Raw genomic sequence first — 19,782 nt, forward strand, 5'->3', positions numbered from 1 at the left:
AGAAGCATATGTATAGCAATTTAGAGGAATTAATTAAGCATCCTGTATTTTATCATTTTGCAGAAATTTCAAAGATTCCAAGAGGATCTGGTAATGAGAAAGAGATTAGTGATTATTTAGTAAAGTTTGCACAAGATAGAAATTTAGAAGTTGTGCAGGATCATGCGTTAAATGTCATTATGAAAAAGCCGGCAACAGCTGGATATGAGCAGGTGCCAACAATTATTATTCAAGGTCATATGGATATGGTATGTGAGAAGAATCAATCGACTGTTCATGATTTTGAGAAAGATCCAATTCAATTACGAATTGTCGAGGATATGCTGTATGCGAATCATACAACGTTAGGTGCGGATAATGGGATTGCAGTTGCATATGCATTATCCTTATTAGATGCAACTGATATTCCACATCCTGCTCTTGAAGTTGTTATTACGACAGAAGAAGAGACAACGATGGGCGGCGCTTTTGCGGTTGATCCAAATCATTTTAGCGGTAAAATTTTTGTTAATCTTGACTCAGAAGAAGATCATAAATTGTTAGTAAGTAGTGCGGGCGGCGCGAAAGCAGTTGAAACAATTCCTATTGCTTGGGAAGAAACGCCAGCTAACGTAATACCGTATCGTCTATTTGTTGGCGGATTAAAAGGTGGACATTCTGGTATGGAAATTGATAAAGAAAGAGGAAATGCCAATAAAATTTTAGGCAGGGTCCTTTATGGTTTATCCAATGAAATTGCATTTTCTATGAGTGATGTTCATGGTGGATTAAAAACAAATGCAATCCCGCGTGAAAGTGCAGCAACGATTTTACTTTCTGCAAGCGATGTGCAAAAGGTAGAAGAGAAAATAGAAGAGTGGACAGGCATTTTGCAAGAAGAACTACGTGCTGTGGACCCAGATATATATGTTTCACTTACGAAATTAGAAGAAACAGTTGAAAATGTATTCGCACAAAAAACGCAAAAGCAGCTTATTTCTTCATTATTCTTAATCCCTAATGGCATTCAAAGCATGAGCATGGATATAAAAGGACTAGTGGAAAGTTCTACAAACTTAGGCGTTGTTGAAACGTTACATAATGAAATTAAATTAAGAAACGAAGTAAGAAGTTCTGTGAAAAGTTTAAAACAACATATTGTAAATGAAATTAAGCATATTGCAGAATTGGTAGGAGCTCAGTTTGAAAAAGAGTCTGAGTACCCAGAGTGGCCATATAATCCAAATTCCTCAATTCGCAGCTTATTTGAAAAAGTGCATAAAGAAAAGTATGGCACAGACGCAGAGGTTTTTGCAGTACATGCGGGAATTGAGTGCGGGGTATTTATGGAGAAAATTCCAGGACTAGATGCGATTTCACTTGGGCCAGATATGTTTCATGTTCATACACCAGATGAGCATGTAAGTATTCCTTCTGTTGTGAATAACTGGGAGTATTTTATTGAAGTATTACGCGAAACGAAGTCATTGATTTAAATATGTTATAGGTTAAGAGAGATGCTTATATATTTAAAGCATCTCTTTTGTTTTTTCTACCTTAAAAAAGGTATCGACTTAAAATAAAACTTATTTTGTTTATGGAATATTGGTCAATATTCTATATTGAAAAACTTGAACAGAGTAATTTAAGTTAGTTTATATAGATACTTAATCCACTACTAAAGTTGTAAAAAATTTAGTCAATATGTAGCAAGTGTCTGTTATTAAAAAAGTGTAAAATTGATTTAAATGACTAAATTTTCGGAAATGAGGAGGGAGTTAATTGATTAGAGAAAAAAATAAAAAACTTGTAGTAATTACTGGAGTAACGCAAGGTTTAGGTCGGTCATTAATTGACCGTTTTTCTGAACTAGGTTGGTTGATTGTTGGATGTGGCCGTTCCAAAAGCAAAATAGAACAAATTAGGAGTCAATTTGATAGCAAACATGACTTTCAATCTGTTGATGTTTCGGACGATAAGGCTGTTAGAGTTTGGGGAGAATACATTCTTCAGCGATACGGTGCACCAGATTTACTTATTAATAATGCCTCTATTGTTAATAAAAATGCAACGCTTTGGACTATTTCTTCAGAAGAATTTGCAAATGTTATGAATATCAATGTGAATGGAGTAGTCAATGTGATACGGTCATTTGTTCCAGTTATGATTCATAATAAACGAGGTGTCATAATCAACATTAGCTCTAGTTGGGGAAGGTCCGGCGAAGCTAAACTTGCACCGTACTGTGCTTCCAAGTTTGCTATAGAGGGTTTGACTCAATCAATGGCATTAGAATTACCAAAAGAAATGGCAGTAGTTTCAATGGATCCAGGTGGTAGCATCAATACTCCGATGCTGCATTCGTGTGCACCGGAATATATATCAAATTCTCCAACACCTGAAGCTTGGTCACATGTCGCTGTACCATATATACTTAGTATTACATCCAAAGACAATGGAAAATCACTTACTTGTCCAAAGGTTTTCTAAAGTATCATACCTGATAGTTACGAATATACATTTTGGTTTGGTGGTGAAATTTTGTAAAAGGGGGTTCTATGTAAAATGGGAGACTGCTGCGGTGCTTCGAAAAATGCAACTAACGATGTTGTTTGTCCTTTATCCAAAACGAAAGGAAAACAAGTTAAATTGATTACCTTAAAAAGTTTGCTGGATGCTAATGCCTTGGCTCGATTGGAGTCAGATAAAACATACTATTTTTGTTCAGAGCAAGAATGTGACATAGTGTACTTTAATGAAGAACAGCAAGTATTTATTAAAAACGATCTTAAGGTTCCTGTTTTTCAAAAAGATATAGAGGAAGATGTTCCTGCTTGTTATTGTTTTAATTGGACACGAGCACGTATTCATAAAGAAATAAAACAAACCGGAAAGAGCCAAGCGGTACAAGAGATATCAATGCATATGAAAGCCAACCGTTGTGGATGCGAGGTAAATAATCCTCAAGGTTCTTGTTGTTTAGGAAACGTATCTGCGTTTATAAAGCAAGTTGAAAAATAATATTATTAACTTCCGCTACCATCAATTATGTGAATGAAACAAAAATAGCTAGAGCTCGTAGTCGTTATCTACCTCAACTCTAGCTATTTTTGTTTATCATATCTGGCAAGAAGACCCTCTACCTCAAGTGTGAAGCGGTAGGGGGGGGAGTTCAATCAGAATCAATAAGGTTAACAGCTCTAATTTTCATGTCGGGTTGTGGAGCTAATATTTGTTGTTTTGCTTCTTCTATATCACTCGCTTGTATTTTTCTGTAATACACAACTCCTTTAGGACATTGATATTCAACATTATAGTCTTTCTGTTTAGAGTTCATTTTTATTTTACATGATGTAAATTTTTAAGGGAGTATCTCTTTTGATATTTTAGATATATTCGTTAAAAATTTCCTCTTATAATATTTTTACTTATGAAAAGGTCAAAATAAACATTATTTCTTTGATCCACTCATTGCATACAAATAAAAAATATAATCAGTTGAAGTCCCTGAAAAACCTAACTGTCTTAACATAGCTGTTATATTTCCGCGATGATATGTTCCATGATTTACAACATGCTGTATCAATTCAAAAACAGTCGTTTCTAACCGTCCAAAGTGAGGGTGTTCAGGAGAAACGGCTGCATCTAAGTTTTCTTGACGAGCGAAAAATGTATGATAGTCTTCGGAAGAATTCAAGAATAACTGTTCCATTTCTTCCATGCTTGTTTCTTTTATTTTTTCTGAAAGATGTATTGCTGATGTCTTCACTTCATCAAAAGGTTTGCCTAATAAAGTACTTAACCAAATTGTATCAGTGATATATATATGCACAAATGTTTGTGAAATAGAGGGAAATACACTTTGTACTTCTGTTGACCAAACGTCTGTTGGCAATGTTTTTAAGTGTGCAAAGATTCTTTTATTTGCCCATACATGATATTCATACGCTTGTAATGCTGGATGCTTCATTAAAAATTCCTCCGATTTCATTTGATTTCACGTTATAAAGGGATTGCTTACTTTAAATATACAACCGGTGTTCATGATTTTCCTGTTAGAAACTATGAAAAGGAAGTTTATCAAAAGGGAAGGGAGTTTTTTACCTTGTCCTGCATAGTTTCTAACATCTAAGCAAAAAGTAACGTTGGAGGTGAGCAAAGTGGGTCGAAAAACTAAACAGGATCCTTCCAGAGCAGGCCTTGGTTCTTCACAAGTTGAAGGGCAAGGAACTACTACGCAAGAAACAGGTTCCATGAAAGTACCTTCATCAAATAAGAGACAAAAACGTAGTTAATCATAATTTTTCATGAATTTACTGTGTAACGTAGTAAAGTGAAAAAGCCATTGGAATTATGCTTATTAATTCCAATGGCTTTTTTAGATGTAAAAAACTTTTCCTATGTTCTCTCAATACATATTGTGAAGTATTTACAACATCCCTTTGGAATCTTGCCACAATGAGTAAATTGTAAAGTTGTTTAAACCCCCAGTCATGTTATTCAGCAATCGGACCAGATTATAGAGTAACGAAAAAAGCAATTTTCTAATTTAACAGGAGGTTACTTAATTAGTAAAAAATGGTAAAATCGATAAAGAACTTTATGGGAGGTGAACCAATTAAGGAGGTTATTACATCTTGGAGTATTACTATTTTAATAATAAATTAGCTATAGGGAGGATGAAATGGAGCCGAAAATAAATGTCAAGAATTTAGCACATTTTTCCTGGCTGTCGCGCTGGCCGCAATGGACCGGGTATGCTGCAGCTATATGGTCCCTACTATACGGGTTACTCGGGCTGTACTGGTTATTAGGAGGAACTGGATTTCCTTTTGGTAAAAACGATCTACGAGGACAAATGATGGGCTCGTTTTTATCAAATCTTAATGTAGATATCGGGGGAAAAGTCATTGCTATTGCCGGATTAGTGGGAACAGTGGTAGCTTTTGCGATGGTAAGTACATGGGGTCGCCGAATTCCTAGTGTGATATTGCTCTCCTTTGCATGGATAAAGAGTGTTACGCTTGTTTTGATAGTTCCCGATTCTCGAATTGTGCAGAACTTTGCTTATTTATTTTTGCTTCACTTCGATTTGATTGATTGGAGAGTTGTTAATCAAGTCTTTTGTATAGTTGGTGGCTTCATATGGGGTGCTTCTGGATTAGCATATTTTCGTCTTACGCGGGATGCTTGTGGCAACTGCGGCAGGAAGGGCGTTTCTGAAGGATCATCAGCGAAATCTGTTGCTCAGTGGGGAAAGTGGTTTACCTACTTAGCGGTCATTATGGCGATGCCATATGGCATCGTCCGCTGGGCATGGGCCCTAAGCATTCCATTGGGGACAAATAGCTCAACAATAGTTGGGAATGAAGACAGTGTAATATCTGAAGCCATCTTAGGAGGATTATGTATTGGCGGTGGAATCCTAACCCTAGGGCTTATTCAGAGATGGGGAGAGATTTTTCCACGTTGGTGTTTATTTCTAGCAGGTAAACAAATTCCAATCTGGATTGTTGTGGTTCCTGCCACGTTGATTTCAGCTATTATCACGTTAACAGGTCTAAAGCTTAGTCCACAATTCATATATATGATGGTTAATGGTACAATCACCATCGAAAATTGGGGGGGATTTGTTCCTTTTTTATCTTGGCTGCCCTGGGGAATATCACTAGGGATAGCAACCCTGGCCTATTATTTAAGAAGACGCGGTCGATGTAAGCATTGTGGTAAACTTTAGTACTCTTCGGATCACGTGAAGCTGCAAAATATATGCATCATAACAAGGAAGGTGGAGCCATTGTGAATATTGCCTCCATAAGGGCTATCATGTCTGAGCCAAATTCAGAATCTTATGCTGCCACAAAAGGTGGGATTGTTGCAATTATCCATGCGCTTGCAGCCTTATTTAGCGAAGATGTGATTACGGTTAATGCCATTTCCCCAAGTTGGATTGAAACAGGAGATTATGCAAAATTAAGTAAAATTAATCATGAACAACATCTATCAAAACGTGTAGGAAAACCAGATGATATTGCACGAGCTTGTCTTTATTTAACAGCTAAAGAAAATGATTTTGTTATAGGTATTAATCTTGTCGTAGACGGTGGAATGACGAGGGAAATGATGTATGAGGAATAGGCGGTAATCCATCAAGCAATATATAATTTCCTATGCCAATTTAAGTTTAGGTAATCAACCATCTTAGAATCACTACGCCCAGTCTGAAAGTGAAAAATAGAAAGCCGATTTTCTCATGTTAAGGGAAATCGGCTTTTTGTTTGTGGAATAATTCCTTATCGGGGGTTTTATTTAACTTTAGCACTTCGTTAGTTGAGTTGTAAAATCTCGAAAGTTGGCTTGTTTGTAGAAGTTAAAAAGACTGGGCAAGACGGAATCCAAGATCGTCTATGCTAAATGACGGATGACTACGACGACGACACGAAGCGCCACAACCCCTGGACTCTTCAGCCCAGCTACCTCCTCGGAAAATTCGGTAGGAGCCGTACACTTGTTCATCATATAAATCCCAACACCACTCCCAAACATTACCTAACATATCATACAGACCCCATGCATTCGGTTCCTTTCTTCCTACTTCATGGATTTTGCCACCTGAATTTTCATTATACCAGGCAATCTTATCAAGCTCTCCGTATCTATAACCAATGGTCCCCGCTTTACATGCATATTGCCATTCTGCTTCTGAAGGAAGTCGATAACCGTTTGATTCCCAATCACAAATAATGTTTGCACCATCATTACTTATAAAATAACACTCTTTCAGTCCAGCTTTCTGTGAAAGTAGATTACAAAATGAAATTGCATCATTCCAAGAAATATTCACAACCGGTTTTAGATCTCCGTCAAAAGAATTAGGTGATTTATTTGTAATAGCATAGTATAGATCCATAGTTACAGGATACCGGGCAAGAAGAAACGGTCTTATTTCAGCTTTCCATTTACTTTTTATTCTATCGTCTCTTAATTCTATTTCTCCCCCTGGAACTTTTACCATTGGATAGTCAAGGTAACTCTTTATTTCATTTGACACTCTACCTTCCTCCTAATGATCTTGGTTTTACAAATTTTACCTCGTGTAGAACCATTAAATCAATACAAAAATTACATTGTTTTTTGCAGATAACTGCCCGTTATCCATTCATACTGTTTTATGGCTGGGGGAGGAAGGTCGATCAACTATGATGCCTTAGAGCCCATCCCTTAGTTGAAGAAGGAATAGTGTAATTCATTTCCTGTTGATATAACTCAACATTATCTAAAGTCAAAAAATGAAATACCTCTAACTTAATAAAGTAATTAAGCCTATTTGCCTTTGCAAATTTTTATACAGAAATGTATACATTGTTGCCGTATCAAGTATGATTCCTCTGAATTCCCTTTATTTCCTGTATATAAATTGTATATTCACTAGCTTGTCTAATAATTAATTTTAATAAAAACTCTTTTCACAAAATTAATTATTCGTTTTAGGCTTTGTGTAAATAGAGTCTTTTTTTGCGTGACTTTTCTGGAGTGAAACAAGCATGTAACAAGAATTTTATAATTAAAATTTTGGAGAGGAAAATAAAACATATTGTATATTATCATACACATATTGTTTGCTAAGGAAATATATGTATAATTAAATTAGAACAATCGTTCAAATCAAGTGAGAAGGTTTGATTTTAGTGAACAAAAGACGTTATGACAGTGAACAAGCAAGAAAAGACATAATGGAAAAGGCAGTGCAAATATTTACTCAAAAAGGCTATAACCAAACTTCAGTAGCAGATATTTCAAAAGCTTCTGGTTATAGTAAAGGTCATATCTATTATCATTTTCAGAATAAAGAAAAGCTTTTTGTTCTTTTAGCGCAAAAAACGATGCAAAATTGGCATGATAAATGGCTGATGGTAGAACCTAGCTATTCCTCAGCAACAGAGAAATTGTACGGTATGGCCATACACGTCCTATACAATTATCAGACACCTTTATTAAAAGCGGGGCAAGAATTGGCTTCCAATCCAAGTTCAAGTCCTGAATCGGTGAAACAGCTATATGATTTATCTATTATTCCGATGGGTTCTTATCGCTCCATCTTTCAAGAAGGAGTAGACAAAGGAGAATTCAAAAATGGGAATATAGATGAATGGACCGTATTGTTAGGAACATGGCTGGGTGGTTTATGCCAACTCACTAATACACAAGAATTCAGTTCCCTAGAGTCTATTTTTAAACAGGCAGTTACTATCTTCTTAGGAGGTATTAGTAAAGAAAATTAGGGGGAATTAAAGTGAAAATAGGTTTAATCGGAGACAGTTTAACTGAAGGGCGACCAGGAGTTTCTTTCGTCAAAATTCTACAAGAACAGTTTGTAGCTGATAAATTCGTTAATCTTGGTAAACCAGGGGAATCAATAAAAAGTTTACATTCACGACTAACTAAATCAAAGTTAGAGACCGATTACGAGCTTACTTTTCTTTGGATTGGAGTTAATGATGTTTATGCTAAATTACTAAGTGTTCAAGCACAACCCATCGCAAAAGATCATGAGGAATTTAAAGATTATTACCAAAAAGTTTTAGAAATAGTTCTTGCCTCTTCAAAACAAGTGGTCACAGTGTCACCAGCATTAGTTGGAGAAAATACTACGAGTGTGTCGAATAAAGAAATAAAGCATTTGTCTACCATTATTCAATCGATTTCTAGTCAGTATCCAAATGTAAGATTTCTGAATATGCAATCCGTGTTTGAAGAACATCTTGCTAAAGTTAAAAGTTCAGATTATATCAGCACCAAAGTTATGAGAGTTATGTTAGATGTCATCTTCTATAAGAATCCAAATCGAATCGATCAACTATCCCAAAAACGAGGACTTCATTTCACAATGGATGGCGTGCACTTTAATAGTACAGGTGCTAGAATTGTTGCAGCCGAATATGCGTCGACTATAGATCGACTCTTATACAACAGGCATTAGGTAGTAGCAATTAATTTTGTATAAGGTAGGGTGCATGAAGGAGGAGTTATAATGGGGGAAGGTAGGAAAGTTTCTATAGTAACGGGTGGTGCATCTGGGATAGGCCGGGCGCTTTGTAGTGAATTGGTATCTCAAAATGTATTTGTAATTATTGCGGATATTAATAAATTAGAAGGACAGATCGTAGAGGCTGAGCTTAACGAAAATGGAGTCAATTCTAGGTATGTGTACTTAGATGTTACACATTTTGAAAGTGTGGAGCGAACAATTACGGATATATATAAAGAGTTTGGTAGATTAGATTATCTCTTTAACAATGCTGGTATTGCTATGTATGGCGAATTATATGATATATCGATTGAAGACTGGAAAGAAATCATGGACATTAATTTATGGGGAGTCATTTATGGAACTCAAGTTGGGTATAATCTTATGAAAGAGCAAGGTTTTGGTCATATTGTTAATACAGCATCAGCAGCAGGACTTGGCCCCTCTCCAATATCCACAGCCTATTCTACAACGAAACATGCTGTTGTAGGTTTAACCACATCTTTGCATTATGAAGCAGAAGAATACGGTATTAAAGTAAGCACATTATGTCCCACATTCGTTGATACTCCTATTTTTAATACAGCAAAAGCAGTTAATATTGATAAATCAGTTATTACAAAACAGTTGAAAAAGCAAAAAATGATGACCCCGCAGCAACTCGCAAAAATTACATTAGCTGGTATTCATAAAAATAAACCAATCATTTGTCCAATGCCAATGCGAAGAACAATGGATATTATTTTTACATTATTTCCATCAGTCCACAGAAAATTGATGAGATTAGTATGTAAAGTAAGTAGAACAGCTCGTGTGAATTCATAAAAACGATATCCTAAAAAGAAACACCCTATTCTTTTTGTAAAGCTTCAGGAAAGGATAGTGTATTTCTTTATGTCCTTAAATGCTTCTTAATCTGTTAATAATAAGGAATTAAGAGAAAAATATGTATGCAATAAACAATAAAAAGAAACGTTTGACATATATTAATATTAGCTTAAAATAAAAGTGAGTACTCACTCATTATTATTGTGAAGAGGAGGGGAAATTTATGTCTCTAACAAATGAGGCAGTATTGCTTAAAGATGTTTCCAAGTACTTTGGAAAGAAACAAGTGATTCAAGAGATTTCATTTTCAGTCGGAGAAGCTGAAATTTTCGGCTTAGTTGGTCCGTCAGGTTCAGGGAAAACAACACTTATTAAAATGATCGCTGGTATTAGCGAAGCAACAACAGGAGAAGTAACTGCACTGCAAACGGTTATGCCAAATTTGGATGGAATGAAACAAATTGGGTATATGGCACAAGCTGATGCATTGTATGATGAACTATCTGCTTATGAAAATGCTGATTTTATTGCGACAATGTACGGATTAAAAGGAAAGCAAAAGAAGGAGCGTATTTCTGAAGTTTTTGAGCTTGTCCAGTTATCTCAGGATGCAAAAAAGCAAGTGCAGCACTTTTCTGGTGGGATGAAGAAACGTTTATCACTTGCTATGTCACTGTTGCATGAACCTAAGCTTCTTATTTTAGATGAACCGACTGTTGGGATTGATCCTGTTCTTCGAAAATCAATTTGGGATAAGTTTTATGAATTGAAAAAACAAGGAACGACAATTATTGTTACAACGCACATTATGGATGAAGCAGAGTTTTGTGAACGTCTTGGTTTAATTCGTGAAGGGAAGTTAATCGCAACGGGTTCTCCAGTTGAATTAAAAGAGCGAACAACATCGGGACGTATTGAAGATGTCTTTTTACTGGAAGGAGCGGTGGAGTGATGAGAGTATTTGGAGTTGTTATCCGCATTATTCGTCAGTTTTTCCGAGATAAAAGGTCGCTTGCGCTTATGTTCGGAGCACCGATGTTACTTCTTTGGCTTCTTTCACTTGTATTCACACAAAAAGATTACAAGCCTCATATTGCTTTGGTTGATGTACCAGCATCAATTGTAGAATCAATGAAAAAGCAAGATGCTTCTTTTTATGAGTATGATAAGGAAAAAGCACGTAGTGAATTAGAACATCAAGCAATTGATGCCATAGTTACTATAGATCATGGAAAGATGAAAATAACGTTAGAAGGTAGCGATTCATCGAAAAATCGTGCTGTCATGCAAGTTTTGCAAAAGAGTATGGAGAAAAAAGAACCGACGACTATGAAGCCGGATGTTTCTTATTTACATGGATCAGCTGATTTTACAATGTTTGATGGACTAGGTCCAGTATTAATTGGTTTCTTTACATTCTTCTTTGTCTTTATTTTATCAGGGGTTTCATTCGTTCGAGAACGTTTAAGCGGGACTTTGGAACGATTATTATCGACTCCAATTCGGCGCTGGGAAATTGTTGCGGGTTATATCATTGGATTCGGTATCTTTGCGTTTTTACAATCCGTACTCATTGTTAGTTTTTCTGTGTATATTCTTGATTTATATGTTGCAGGTTCACCTTGGCTCACGTTACTTATTACATGTATGCTTTCATTAACAGCACTAACACTTGGAACATTTTTATCAGCGTATGCAAACAATGAATTTCAAATGATTCAATTTATTCCATTGGTCATCGTGCCGCAAATTTTCTTTTCGGGTTTATTTCCGATTGAGTCTATGAATAAGTGGTTACAACTTCTTGGAAAGCTATTTCCATTAACATACGGTGCAGATGCGATGCGGCAAGTTATGATTCGAAATCAAGGGTTTAGCGAAATTGCTGCCGATCTTGGAGTTTTATTATTATTTGCGCTTGTGTTTGCAGTAGGTAACGTATTTGCTTTGAAGAAGCATAGAAGAATATAATGGAAATAAAAAAGGAGCTTATCATGAAAGAGGATTGGTTAGAGGAATTAATTGCCGCCACAGGGACGGATAAGCGTAATGAACGGCAAATGCGCATTTTAGAAGCGGCAGTGGATATGTTTAGTGAAAAAGGATATTCGGCAACGTCAACGAGTGAAATTGCGAAGCGTGCGGGTGTAGCGGAAGGAACGATCTTCCGCTACTATAAAACGAAAAAAGATTTATTGTTTGCCATTGTGATGCCGACTTTGACGAAATTTGCCGCACCGTTTTTTGTGCAAACTTTTGCGAAAGAAATATTTGAAAATACGTATGATTCATATGAGAATTTTTTACGTACTGTCATTCGGAATCGCTTTGAATTTGCAAGAAAACACTTCCCAATGCTGAAAATTTTAATTCAAGAAGTACCGTTTCATCCTGAATTGAAAGATGAAATTCAGCAGTTATTAGCAAAAGAAATTTACTCTCGTTTTGAAAAAATAGTTCATCATTTTCAGGAGCAAGGACAAATTATTGAACTTCCAACACCAGCAGTATTACGGTTTACCTTATCACCTGTTATTGGTTTGATTTTAACTCGCTTTTTATTACTACCAGAAGAAAAGTGGGATGATGAGGCTGAGATTGAATCTACGGTTCAATTCATTTTATACGGGCTAACACCTCGGAGGTAAACATATGAGGCAATTCGCAAAACCAACAGTTGTCGTAAGTAAATGTTTAGAATTTGAAGCATGTCGTTATAACGGTGACAAGATTTCTGATACAACAGTACAGAATTTACAGCCATATGTAGAATTCATTCCAGTTTGTCCAGAGGTAGAAATTGGCCTCGGTGTTCCAAGGGAAACAATTCGTATTGTCGAACAAGATGGGGCACAAAGATTAGTGCAGCCATCAACAGGTGAAGATTTTACGGAGAAAATGCAGCGGTTTTCAGATGTATTTTTATCGTCTTTACCAGATATAGATGGCTTTATTTTAAAAAATCGTTCTCCAAGTTGCGGAACTCGTGATGTGAAAATATATGCAGGAGTAGGAAAAGCACCAACAAAAGGAAAAGGTGCAGGTTTATTTGGCAGTGCAGTATTAGCAACTTTTTCACATTTAGCAATTGAGGAAGAAGGAAGATTGTCGAATTTCATTATTCGTGAACATTTCTTTACGCAGTTATTTACGATTGCTCATTTTAAAACGTTAAAGAAAAAGAAAAACATGAAGGCCTTAGTTGAATTTCAATCCGATTATAAATACTTATTCATGGCGTATAATCAAACGAAGCAAAAAGAATTAGGGCGTATCATTGCTAATCAGGAAAAATGTCCGATTGATGAAGTATTTGCAAACTATGAAAAAACATTGTATGAGCTGTTAAAGCGTACACCGCGGTATACATCAAATATAAACGTATGTCAGCGGATTTTCGGTTATTTCAAAAGCAAGCTGAAGAAAGAAGAGAAAGAACATTTTCTTTCTTTACTTAGTAAGTATGCAGAAAAGAAAATACCATTAAGTAGTATTCTCACTATTTTAAAATCGTGGGCACTTCGGTTTGAAGAGACATATTTACTAAAACAAACATATTTTGAACCATATCCAGAAGTTTTAGTGGATATTACAGATTCTGGAAAAGGCAGAGATTATTAAACAAAAAACTACATAATTCGACTTTTTTATTCCTATGTTGTTGTAGAACAATGTAGGAATTTTTTTGTGCATTAGTACAGATTCTGTTTTACAATTGAATTATGACAGAATTGTAGCAATTATCTCACTACTGTTCATTCTTTTTTCGATGCAACATTTGTACTATATATGCGCACGCTGTCGAAATAGCGAATTCGATTAGGGGTGTGACAAATGGAATTTACTCTTACTAGAGAAAAACAAATGATCAAAGAAATGGTACGCGACTTTGCTGAAAAGGAAATTGCTCCAAAAGCGGTATATTACGACAAAACGGCAGAATTCCCATATGAAACGTTTCAAAAGATGGGCGAACTTGGTTTGTTAGGAATCCCATTCCCTGAAGAATACGGTGGTTCTGGCGGCGATACATTATCGTATGCATTAGCAGTTGAAGAAATTGGTCGTGCTTGCGGTGGTACAGGATTAAGTTATGCTGCAACAATCTCACTGGGCGCTTCTCCAATTTATTATTTTGGTACAGAAGAACAAAAACAAAAATATTTAGTTCCAATGGCATCTGGTAAGACACTTGGTGCATTTGGATTAACAGAGCCAAACGCTGGATCTGATGCTGGTGGTACACAAACGAAAGCGGTATTAGATGGCGATGAGTATGTAATTAACGGCGAGAAATGCTGGATTACAAATGCTGAGTATGCAAATACGATTATTGTAACCGCTGTCAACGGCGTTGAAGAAAGCGGTAAGAAACGCATTTCTGCTTTTATCGTACCGACAAATAGCGAAGGATTAACAATTTCTAGTCCGTACGACAAAATGGGTGTTCGTGCTTCGAATACATGTGAAATTGTTTTAGATGGCGTTCGTGTACCAAAGGAAAATATCCTTGGGGATGTAAATAAAGGCTTTAAACAATTTTTATATACGTTAGATGGCGGCCGTATTTCTATCGCTTCATTAGCAGTAGGAATTGCTCAATCTGCATTTGAGCGTGCATTGCAATACGCAAAGGAGCGTAAACAATTTGGTCGTTCTCTATCAAACTTCCAAGCAATTCAATTTAAATTGGCAGATATGGCAATGGAAATTGAATTAGCACGCAATATGGTACATAAAGCTGCTTGGTTAAAAGACAATGATAAGCCATTTGGGAAAGAAGCTGCGATGGCAAAGCTTTTTGCATCTGAAACAGCAAGTCGTGTATCAAATCAGGCGGTTCAGATTCATGGTGGTTACGGATACATGCGTGAGTATGAAGTAGAGCGTCATATTCGTGATGCAAAGTTATTAGAAATTGGTGAAGGTACTTCTGAAATTCAACGTCTCGTTATTTCAAGACATTTAGGATGTCGTTAATAGGAGGGGGTTCACTATGTTTCAAAAAATATTAATTGCTAACCGCGGTGAAATTGCTGTTCGTATTATAAAGACGTGTCAAAAACTTGGGATTCGTACAGTTGCGATTTATTCAGAAGCTGATGAGTTTGCGCTTCATGTGAAAATGGCAAATGAAGCATACCTTGTTGGTGGTCCGCGCGTCCAAGAAAGTTATTTAAATCTTGATAAGATCATTGAAATTGCAAAAGAAACAAATGTAGAAGCAATTCACCCAGGTTATGGATTGCTATCAGAAAATCCAACATTTGCAGCACGCTGTGAAGAAGAAGGTATTGTCTTTATTGGTCCTTCTAAAGATGTTATTGCGAGGATGGGAAGTAAAATTGAGTCCCGTAAAGCAATGCTAGCGGCTGAAGTTCCGATTGTACCTGGTATTTCTACTAGCATTCCAACAGTTGAAGAAGCGAAAGAAATTGCAAATCAAATCGGTTATCCACTTATGTTAAAAGCATCTGCTGGCGGCGGAGGCATTGGTATGCAAGTGATTGAAACTGAACAAGCGCTCACTCAAGCATTTGAAAGTAATCAAACGCGTGCAAAAAATTTCTTCGGAAACGGAGAAATGTATATGGAACGATTGATTACAAATGCGCATCATATTGAGATTCAAGTGCTTGCTGATAAGCAGGGGAATACAGTGTATTTGTGGGAACGTGAATGCTCTGTGCAGCGCCGTAATCAAAAAGTAATCGAAGAAGCGCCATCTCCATTTTTAGATGAAGAAACGCGCAAGGCGATGGGAGAAGTTGCGGTAAAAGCTGCGAAAGCACTTGGATATGCGAATGCAGGGACAATTGAATTTCTTGTTGATGATAAGAAAAATTTCTATTTCTTAGAAATGAATACGAGATTACAAGTAGAGCATCCAGTAACAGAAGAAATTACAGGTCTTGATTTAGTCGAGCAACAACTTCGCATCGCATCAGGCGAAACACTTTCGTTTACGCAGGACGAAGTAAAGCGCAGTGGTCATGCCATTGAAGCTCGTATTTATGCGGAAGATCCAAAAACATTTTTCCCATCACCGGGGAAAATCAAGTCTCTTTCTCTTCCGACATCAGTTCGCGTCGATCATTTCTTAGAAGATGGTGTAACAATTACACCGTTTTATGATCCGATGATTGCAAAAATAATTGCACATGGTGAAACGCGCGAAGATGCAATTCAAAAACTGCAAGTAGCATTAGAAGAATTGAAAGTGGAAGGTATTAAAACAAATACGCCAATGCTTCTGCAAGTGTTAGAAGATGAAGTATTTCAAAGTGGTATTTACACAACAAGCTTTGTCACGAAACAGCTTGTGAAAAAATAAAGGTTACGAAATTTAAAGGAGGAAATAATGATGACAAAAGTGTATGCATCGATGGCAGGAAACGTTTGGAAAATTGTAGTGGGTGTAGGAGATACAGTAGAGGAAGATCAAGACGTCGTCATTTTAGAATCTATGAAAATGGAAATTCCAATCGCTGTAGAAGAATCTGGAACAGTTATGAAGATTCTTGTACAAGAAGGCGATTTTGTTAATGAGGGAGATGTATTAGTAGAAATTGAATAAATAGAAACGGGGTGTAATCGATTGAAACTACCTTCTTATGCTTCTATTAAAGAAGTTGGACCGCGTGATGGTTTGCAAAATGAAAAGAAAATTGTTGGCTCAAAAGATAAAGTGAAATGGATTCATATGTTGGCAGACGCAGGTCTTTCTTATATTGAAGTTTCATCTTTCGTTCACCCTAAATGGATTCCTGCTTTAGCAGATGCACAAGATGTGTTTACAATGCTAGAGCGGAAACCACATGTTACATATGCAGCTCTCGTTCCAAATCAAAATGGTTTGGAACGGGCGCTTTTGCAAGATGTAGATGAGGTGAACGTTTTTTTATCTGCCAGTGAAACGCATAATAAGAAAAATATTAATAAATCAATTGATGAAGCACTTTCTGTTATTGAAGATATAACGAAACAATCGCTATTTGCTGGAAAAACGGTACGTGGTTACGTATCTACTGTGTTTGGTTGTCCGTATGAGGGTGAAATAAGCGTTCATGCCGTTGATGAACTTTGTAACAAATTGTTTTCGTACGGTATTTATGAAGTATCGCTTGGAGATACGATTGGGGTGGCAAATCCAGCACAAGTGGAACGTGTGCTAGAGCATTTGCTCAAAAAATATGATTCTTCTAAATTTGCAATGCACTTTCATAACACGTACGGCATGGCACTTGCCAATGTTGTAAAGTCATTAGAATGTGGTATCACAACTTTTGACAGCTCATGCGGTGGTCTTGGCGGATGTCCGTATGCACCAGGTGCGTCTGGAAATGTCGCAACAAATGATTTAGTTCACATGCTTCATAAAATGGGCGTGCAGACAAATGTAAATGAAGAAAAGTTATTACAGGCAACGAAATTTATTCAAAGCAAACTCGATATGCAGATTCCAAGCCATGTATACCGTGCTTTGCAACATAAAACAGTGAGTAGGTGATCCCATGTTACAGCTGCAAAATATTTCAGTTGAATACGTAACGCCTCATATTGTGAAAGTAACATTAAATCGTGAACGACAAGCAAATGCTTTATCACTTGCTCTTTTAGAAGAATTACAAGAGACACTTAGTCGTATTAATGAAGAAAATGATGTCCGTGTCGTAATGATTACGGGTGCAGGTGCAAAAGCATTTTGTGCAGGAGCAGATTTAAAAGAACGCGCGAATATGAACGAAGAACAAGTGCGCCATGCAGTTGGGATGATTCGTTCAACAATGGATATGGTAGAACAATTATCACAACCTGTTATTGCAGCCATAAATGGAATTGCGCTTGGCGGCGGTACAGAATTAAGTCTTGCTTGTGATATTCGCATCGCTTCTGAAACAGCAAGTCTTGGCTTAACAGAAACTTCGCTTGCGATTATTCCAGGAGCTGGTGGTACGCAGCGTCTTCCGCGTTTAATTGGAATTGGACGTGCAAAAGAATTAATTTATACGGCAAGGCGTATTTCAGCTGCAGAAGCACAGGAGTATGGACTTGTTGAACATGTAGTTCCTGCTGAAGAACTTGAAGAAAAAACGCTTGAAATTGCAAAACAAATTGCAAAGAACGGTCCAATTGCTGTTCGTCTTGCGAAAGAAGCGATTACAAACGGTATGCAAGTAGATTTACAGACTGGTTTACAAATGGAAAAGCAAGCGTATGAAGGAGTTATTCATACGAAAGATCGCTTAGAAGGATTACAAGCATTTCGCGAAAAACGGAAGCCGATTTATAAGGGGGAATAAACATGCTAGATCAAAAACAACAATCTCGTACATTAGAAGAACGCGTAGAAACGATAAAGCAAGGCGGCGCACCGAAATATCATGAGCAAAATACAGCAAAAGGAAAACTGTTTGTTCGTGATCGTTTAGCGCTTTTGTTTGATAACGGTGAGTACGTAGAAGATGCATTATTTGCGAACTGTGAACAAGAAGGCTTGCCTGCTGATGGAGTTGTTACTGCAACTGGTAAAGTAAATGGACGCACTGTTTGTGTAATGGCAAATGATTCTACTGTAAAGGCAGGATCATGGGGCTCTCGTACAGTAGAAAAGATTTTACGTATTCAAGAAACAGCTGAAAAATTACGTGTACCGCTTTTTTATCTTGTTGACTCTGCTGGTGCACGTATTACTGACCAAGTTGAAATGTTCCCAGGAAGACGCGGCGCAGGGCGCATTTTCTATAACCAAGTAAAATTATCCGGAAAAGTACCGCAAATTTGTTTACTATTTGGTCCATCGGCTGCTGGTGGTGCATATATTCCTGCTTTCTGTGACGTTGTTATGATGGTTGAAGGAAATGCCTCCATGTATCTTGGTTCACCTCGTATGGCTGAGATGGTAATCGGTGAAAAAGTAACATTAGAAGAAATGGGCGGCGCACGTATGCATTGCTCTGTATCTGGTTGCGGAGATGTACTATGCAAAACAGAAGAAGATGCAATTTCAAAAGCACGTCAATACATTTCTTACTTTCCAAGTAACTACTTAGAAAAAGCTCCAATGACAGCACCTCAAGAACCGAAAGAATTTGAAAAAACATTAGAACAAATTATCCCAGAAAATCAAAATGCACCTTTTAATATGCTTGATTTAATTAAACGTATTATTGATGAAGACTCTCTCTTTGAAGTGAAAAAATTATTTGCACAAGAACTTATCACTGGCCTTGCACGTATTAACGGTATGCCAGTTGGAATTATTGCGAACCAGCCTCGTATGAAAGGCGGCGTATTGTTCCACGATTCCGCTGATAAAGCAGCGAAATTTATTACATTATGCGATGCGTATCACATTCCGCTTTTATTCTTAGCTGATGTACCAGGCTTTATGATTGGTACAAAAGTAGAGCGTGCTGGTATTATCCGTCACGGTGCAAAAATGATTTCTGCTATGAGCGAAGCAACTGTACCGAAAATTTCTATCGTTGTACGAAAAGCATACGGTGCTGGTTTATATGCGATGGCAGGTCCTGCATTTGAACCTGATTGCTGCCTTGCACTTCCAACAGCTTCAATTGCAGTAATGGGTCCAGAAGCAGCGGTAAACGCAGTATATGCAAATAAAATTGCAGCACTTCCAGAAGAAGAACGTCCAAGTTTTATCGCTCAAAAACGTGAAGAGTACAAGCAAGATATTGATATTTATCGTCTTGCATCAGAAATGGTGATTGATGGTATTGTTCATCCGAATCAATTACGCGCGGAATTGAAGCAACGTTTTGAAATGTATATGAGTAAATATCAAGTATTTACAGATCGAAAACATCCAGTTTACCCAGTTTAAATGGAGCTTCCATTGCTGGTAAATACAGTGAATCAAGTTCGTAATAGGCAATGCTTTGTTTGTCTATGTGAGCAAGATAAATAGCCCTTTTGAAGGGCTT

At 36.9% G+C, this 19,782-nt stretch carries 21 protein-coding genes and 1 pseudogene; 19 read left to right on the forward strand and 3 right to left on the reverse strand.

What is annotated here, in order from left to right:
• Window positions 1-8: 8 nt before the first annotated feature.
• The 3 genes from WAX78_RS01560 to WAX78_RS01570 all read left to right on the forward strand — a co-directional run bounded on the left by WAX78_RS01560 (window position 9) and on the right by WAX78_RS01570 (window position 3,000).
• Window positions 9-1,475: an aminoacyl-histidine dipeptidase gene (locus WAX78_RS01560; RefSeq protein WP_336480546.1), complete on the forward strand. Its 1,467-nt coding sequence runs from the start codon at window positions 9-11 to the stop codon at window positions 1,473-1,475.
• A 286-nt stretch (window positions 1,476-1,761) separates the two neighbouring features.
• Window positions 1,762-2,469: an SDR family oxidoreductase gene (locus WAX78_RS01565; protein ID WP_336480547.1), complete on the forward strand. Its 708-nt coding sequence runs from the start codon at window positions 1,762-1,764 to the stop codon at window positions 2,467-2,469.
• Between the two features lie 75 nt (window positions 2,470-2,544).
• A complete protein-coding gene (locus WAX78_RS01570) occupies window positions 2,545-3,000 on the forward strand; it encodes a putative iron-sulfur cluster-binding metallochaperone (protein ID WP_336480548.1) in 456 nt (151 codons plus the stop codon).
• 151 nt (window positions 3,001-3,151) lie between these two features.
• Here the strand turns inward: WAX78_RS01570 and WAX78_RS01575 are convergent, their stop codons facing one another.
• Both WAX78_RS01575 and WAX78_RS01580 read right to left on the reverse strand, forming a co-directional pair.
• Window positions 3,152-3,316 carry a hypothetical protein gene (locus WAX78_RS01575; RefSeq protein ID WP_336480549.1) on the reverse strand — a complete coding sequence of 55 codons (165 nt, stop codon included), beginning with the start codon at window positions 3,314-3,316 and terminating at the stop codon, window positions 3,152-3,154.
• A gap of 114 nt (window positions 3,317-3,430) precedes the next feature.
• Window positions 3,431-3,949 (reverse strand): DinB family protein, encoded by a 519-nt coding sequence (locus tag WAX78_RS01580; protein ID WP_336480550.1) that lies wholly within the window; start codon window positions 3,947-3,949, stop codon window positions 3,431-3,433.
• A gap of 190 nt (window positions 3,950-4,139) precedes the next feature.
• Between WAX78_RS01580 and WAX78_RS01585 the strand changes: the two genes are divergently transcribed.
• The 3 genes and pseudogenes from WAX78_RS01585 to WAX78_RS01595 form a co-directional block, all read left to right on the forward strand.
• Window positions 4,140-4,274, forward strand: coding sequence for a YuzL family protein (locus WAX78_RS01585; RefSeq protein WP_098307419.1), 135 nt, complete (start codon window positions 4,140-4,142; stop codon window positions 4,272-4,274).
• A 389-nt stretch (window positions 4,275-4,663) separates the two neighbouring features.
• The gene (locus WAX78_RS01590) at window positions 4,664-5,716 is read left to right on the forward strand and encodes a hypothetical protein (protein ID WP_336480551.1); all 1,053 of its coding nucleotides are present in this window, start codon (window positions 4,664-4,666) and stop codon (window positions 5,714-5,716) included.
• Window positions 5,716-6,117 (forward strand): annotated as a pseudogene (locus WAX78_RS01595) (SDR family oxidoreductase); the annotation flags it as partial. The gene WAX78_RS01590 and the pseudogene WAX78_RS01595, both read left to right, overlap by 1 nt.
• Before the next feature lie 232 nt (window positions 6,118-6,349).
• Here WAX78_RS01595 and WAX78_RS01600 read toward each other — a convergent pair.
• Entirely contained in the window at window positions 6,350-6,994 is a 645-nt protein-coding gene (locus WAX78_RS01600; RefSeq protein WP_336481333.1) for a formylglycine-generating enzyme family protein, read from the reverse strand.
• Window positions 6,995-7,667: 673 nt separating this feature from the next.
• On the opposite strand from WAX78_RS01600, the gene WAX78_RS01605 reads away from it, so the two are divergent.
• The 13 genes from WAX78_RS01605 (at window position 7,668) to WAX78_RS01665 (ending at window position 19,682) form a co-directional block, all read left to right on the forward strand.
• Window positions 7,668-8,261, forward strand: coding sequence for a TetR family transcriptional regulator C-terminal domain-containing protein (locus WAX78_RS01605; protein WP_336480552.1), 594 nt, complete (start codon window positions 7,668-7,670; stop codon window positions 8,259-8,261).
• Between the two features lie 11 nt (window positions 8,262-8,272).
• Window positions 8,273-8,959, forward strand: coding sequence for an SGNH/GDSL hydrolase family protein (locus tag WAX78_RS01610; RefSeq protein ID WP_336480553.1), 687 nt, complete (start codon window positions 8,273-8,275; stop codon window positions 8,957-8,959).
• A 51-nt stretch (window positions 8,960-9,010) separates the two neighbouring features.
• Window positions 9,011-9,832 carry an SDR family NAD(P)-dependent oxidoreductase gene (locus WAX78_RS01615; protein ID WP_336480554.1) on the forward strand — a complete coding sequence of 274 codons (822 nt, stop codon included), beginning with the start codon at window positions 9,011-9,013 and terminating at the stop codon, window positions 9,830-9,832.
• Between the two features lie 226 nt (window positions 9,833-10,058).
• Window positions 10,059-10,787 carry an ABC transporter ATP-binding protein gene (locus tag WAX78_RS01620; RefSeq protein ID WP_336480555.1) on the forward strand — a complete coding sequence of 243 codons (729 nt, stop codon included), beginning with the start codon at window positions 10,059-10,061 and terminating at the stop codon, window positions 10,785-10,787.
• Window positions 10,787-11,806, forward strand: a complete 1,020-nt coding sequence (locus tag WAX78_RS01625; protein WP_336480556.1) for an ABC transporter permease — start codon at window positions 10,787-10,789, stop codon at window positions 11,804-11,806. The genes WAX78_RS01620 and WAX78_RS01625 overlap by 1 nt, the downstream gene beginning before the upstream one ends.
• A gap of 23 nt (window positions 11,807-11,829) precedes the next feature.
• The gene (locus WAX78_RS01630; protein WP_336480557.1) at window positions 11,830-12,483 is read left to right on the forward strand and encodes a TetR/AcrR family transcriptional regulator; all 654 of its coding nucleotides are present in this window, start codon (window positions 11,830-11,832) and stop codon (window positions 12,481-12,483) included.
• Window positions 12,484-12,487: 4 nt separating this feature from the next.
• Window positions 12,488-13,456, forward strand: a complete 969-nt coding sequence (locus WAX78_RS01635) for a YbgA family protein (protein WP_336480558.1) — start codon at window positions 12,488-12,490, stop codon at window positions 13,454-13,456.
• Between the two features lie 213 nt (window positions 13,457-13,669).
• A complete protein-coding gene (locus WAX78_RS01640; protein ID WP_336480559.1) occupies window positions 13,670-14,815 on the forward strand; it encodes an acyl-CoA dehydrogenase in 1,146 nt (381 codons plus the stop codon).
• Window positions 14,816-14,831: 16 nt separating this feature from the next.
• Window positions 14,832-16,169, forward strand: coding sequence for an acetyl-CoA carboxylase biotin carboxylase subunit (locus tag WAX78_RS01645; RefSeq protein ID WP_336480560.1), 1,338 nt, complete (start codon window positions 14,832-14,834; stop codon window positions 16,167-16,169).
• Between the two features lie 27 nt (window positions 16,170-16,196).
• Window positions 16,197-16,412 (forward strand): acetyl-CoA carboxylase biotin carboxyl carrier protein subunit, encoded by a 216-nt coding sequence (locus tag WAX78_RS01650; RefSeq protein WP_098307438.1) that lies wholly within the window; start codon window positions 16,197-16,199, stop codon window positions 16,410-16,412.
• A 21-nt stretch (window positions 16,413-16,433) separates the two neighbouring features.
• Window positions 16,434-17,345 (forward strand): hydroxymethylglutaryl-CoA lyase, encoded by a 912-nt coding sequence (locus tag WAX78_RS01655; protein ID WP_336480561.1) that lies wholly within the window; start codon window positions 16,434-16,436, stop codon window positions 17,343-17,345.
• 4 nt (window positions 17,346-17,349) lie between these two features.
• Window positions 17,350-18,138: an enoyl-CoA hydratase gene (locus tag WAX78_RS01660; protein WP_336480562.1), complete on the forward strand. Its 789-nt coding sequence runs from the start codon at window positions 17,350-17,352 to the stop codon at window positions 18,136-18,138.
• A gap of 2 nt (window positions 18,139-18,140) precedes the next feature.
• Window positions 18,141-19,682, forward strand: a complete 1,542-nt coding sequence (locus WAX78_RS01665) for an acyl-CoA carboxylase subunit beta (RefSeq protein ID WP_336480563.1) — start codon at window positions 18,141-18,143, stop codon at window positions 19,680-19,682.
• The last annotated feature ends 100 nt before the right edge of the window (window positions 19,683-19,782 follow it).

The organism is Bacillus yunxiaonensis, assembly GCF_037104695.1.
Lineage (GTDB): Bacteria > Bacillota > Bacilli > Bacillales > Bacillaceae_G > Bacillus_A > Bacillus_A yunxiaonensis.

Excerpts from the sequence above, each read along its gene's own strand:
- WAX78_RS01620 (WP_336480555.1), top strand. The coding sequence starts at position 10,059 with ATGTCTCTAACAAATGAGGCAGTATTGCTTAAAGATGTTTCCAAGTAC.
- WAX78_RS01560 (WP_336480546.1), top strand. The coding sequence starts at position 9 with ATGTATAGCAATTTAGAGGAATTAATTAAGCATCCTGTATTTTATCAT.
- WAX78_RS01650 (WP_098307438.1), top strand. The coding sequence starts at position 16,197 with ATGATGACAAAAGTGTATGCATCGATGGCAGGAAACGTTTGGAAAATT.
- WAX78_RS01570 (WP_336480548.1), top strand. The coding sequence starts at position 2,545 with ATGGGAGACTGCTGCGGTGCTTCGAAAAATGCAACTAACGATGTTGTT.
- WAX78_RS01575 (WP_336480549.1), bottom strand. The coding sequence starts at position 3,316 with ATGAACTCTAAACAGAAAGACTATAATGTTGAATATCAATGTCCTAAA.
- WAX78_RS01640 (WP_336480559.1), top strand. The coding sequence starts at position 13,670 with ATGGAATTTACTCTTACTAGAGAAAAACAAATGATCAAAGAAATGGTA.
- WAX78_RS01615 (WP_336480554.1), top strand. The coding sequence starts at position 9,011 with ATGGGGGAAGGTAGGAAAGTTTCTATAGTAACGGGTGGTGCATCTGGG.
- WAX78_RS01580 (WP_336480550.1), bottom strand. The coding sequence starts at position 3,949 with ATGAAGCATCCAGCATTACAAGCGTATGAATATCATGTATGGGCAAAT.
- WAX78_RS01630 (WP_336480557.1), top strand. The coding sequence starts at position 11,830 with ATGAAAGAGGATTGGTTAGAGGAATTAATTGCCGCCACAGGGACGGAT.
- WAX78_RS01660 (WP_336480562.1), top strand. The coding sequence starts at position 17,350 with ATGTTACAGCTGCAAAATATTTCAGTTGAATACGTAACGCCTCATATT.
- WAX78_RS01645 (WP_336480560.1), top strand. The coding sequence starts at position 14,832 with ATGTTTCAAAAAATATTAATTGCTAACCGCGGTGAAATTGCTGTTCGT.
- WAX78_RS01665 (WP_336480563.1), top strand. The coding sequence starts at position 18,141 with ATGCTAGATCAAAAACAACAATCTCGTACATTAGAAGAACGCGTAGAA.
- WAX78_RS01590 (WP_336480551.1), top strand. The coding sequence starts at position 4,664 with ATGGAGCCGAAAATAAATGTCAAGAATTTAGCACATTTTTCCTGGCTG.
- WAX78_RS01635 (WP_336480558.1), top strand. The coding sequence starts at position 12,488 with ATGAGGCAATTCGCAAAACCAACAGTTGTCGTAAGTAAATGTTTAGAA.
- WAX78_RS01625 (WP_336480556.1), top strand. The coding sequence starts at position 10,787 with ATGAGAGTATTTGGAGTTGTTATCCGCATTATTCGTCAGTTTTTCCGA.
- WAX78_RS01600 (WP_336481333.1), bottom strand. The coding sequence starts at position 6,994 with ATGGTAAAAGTTCCAGGGGGAGAAATAGAATTAAGAGACGATAGAATA.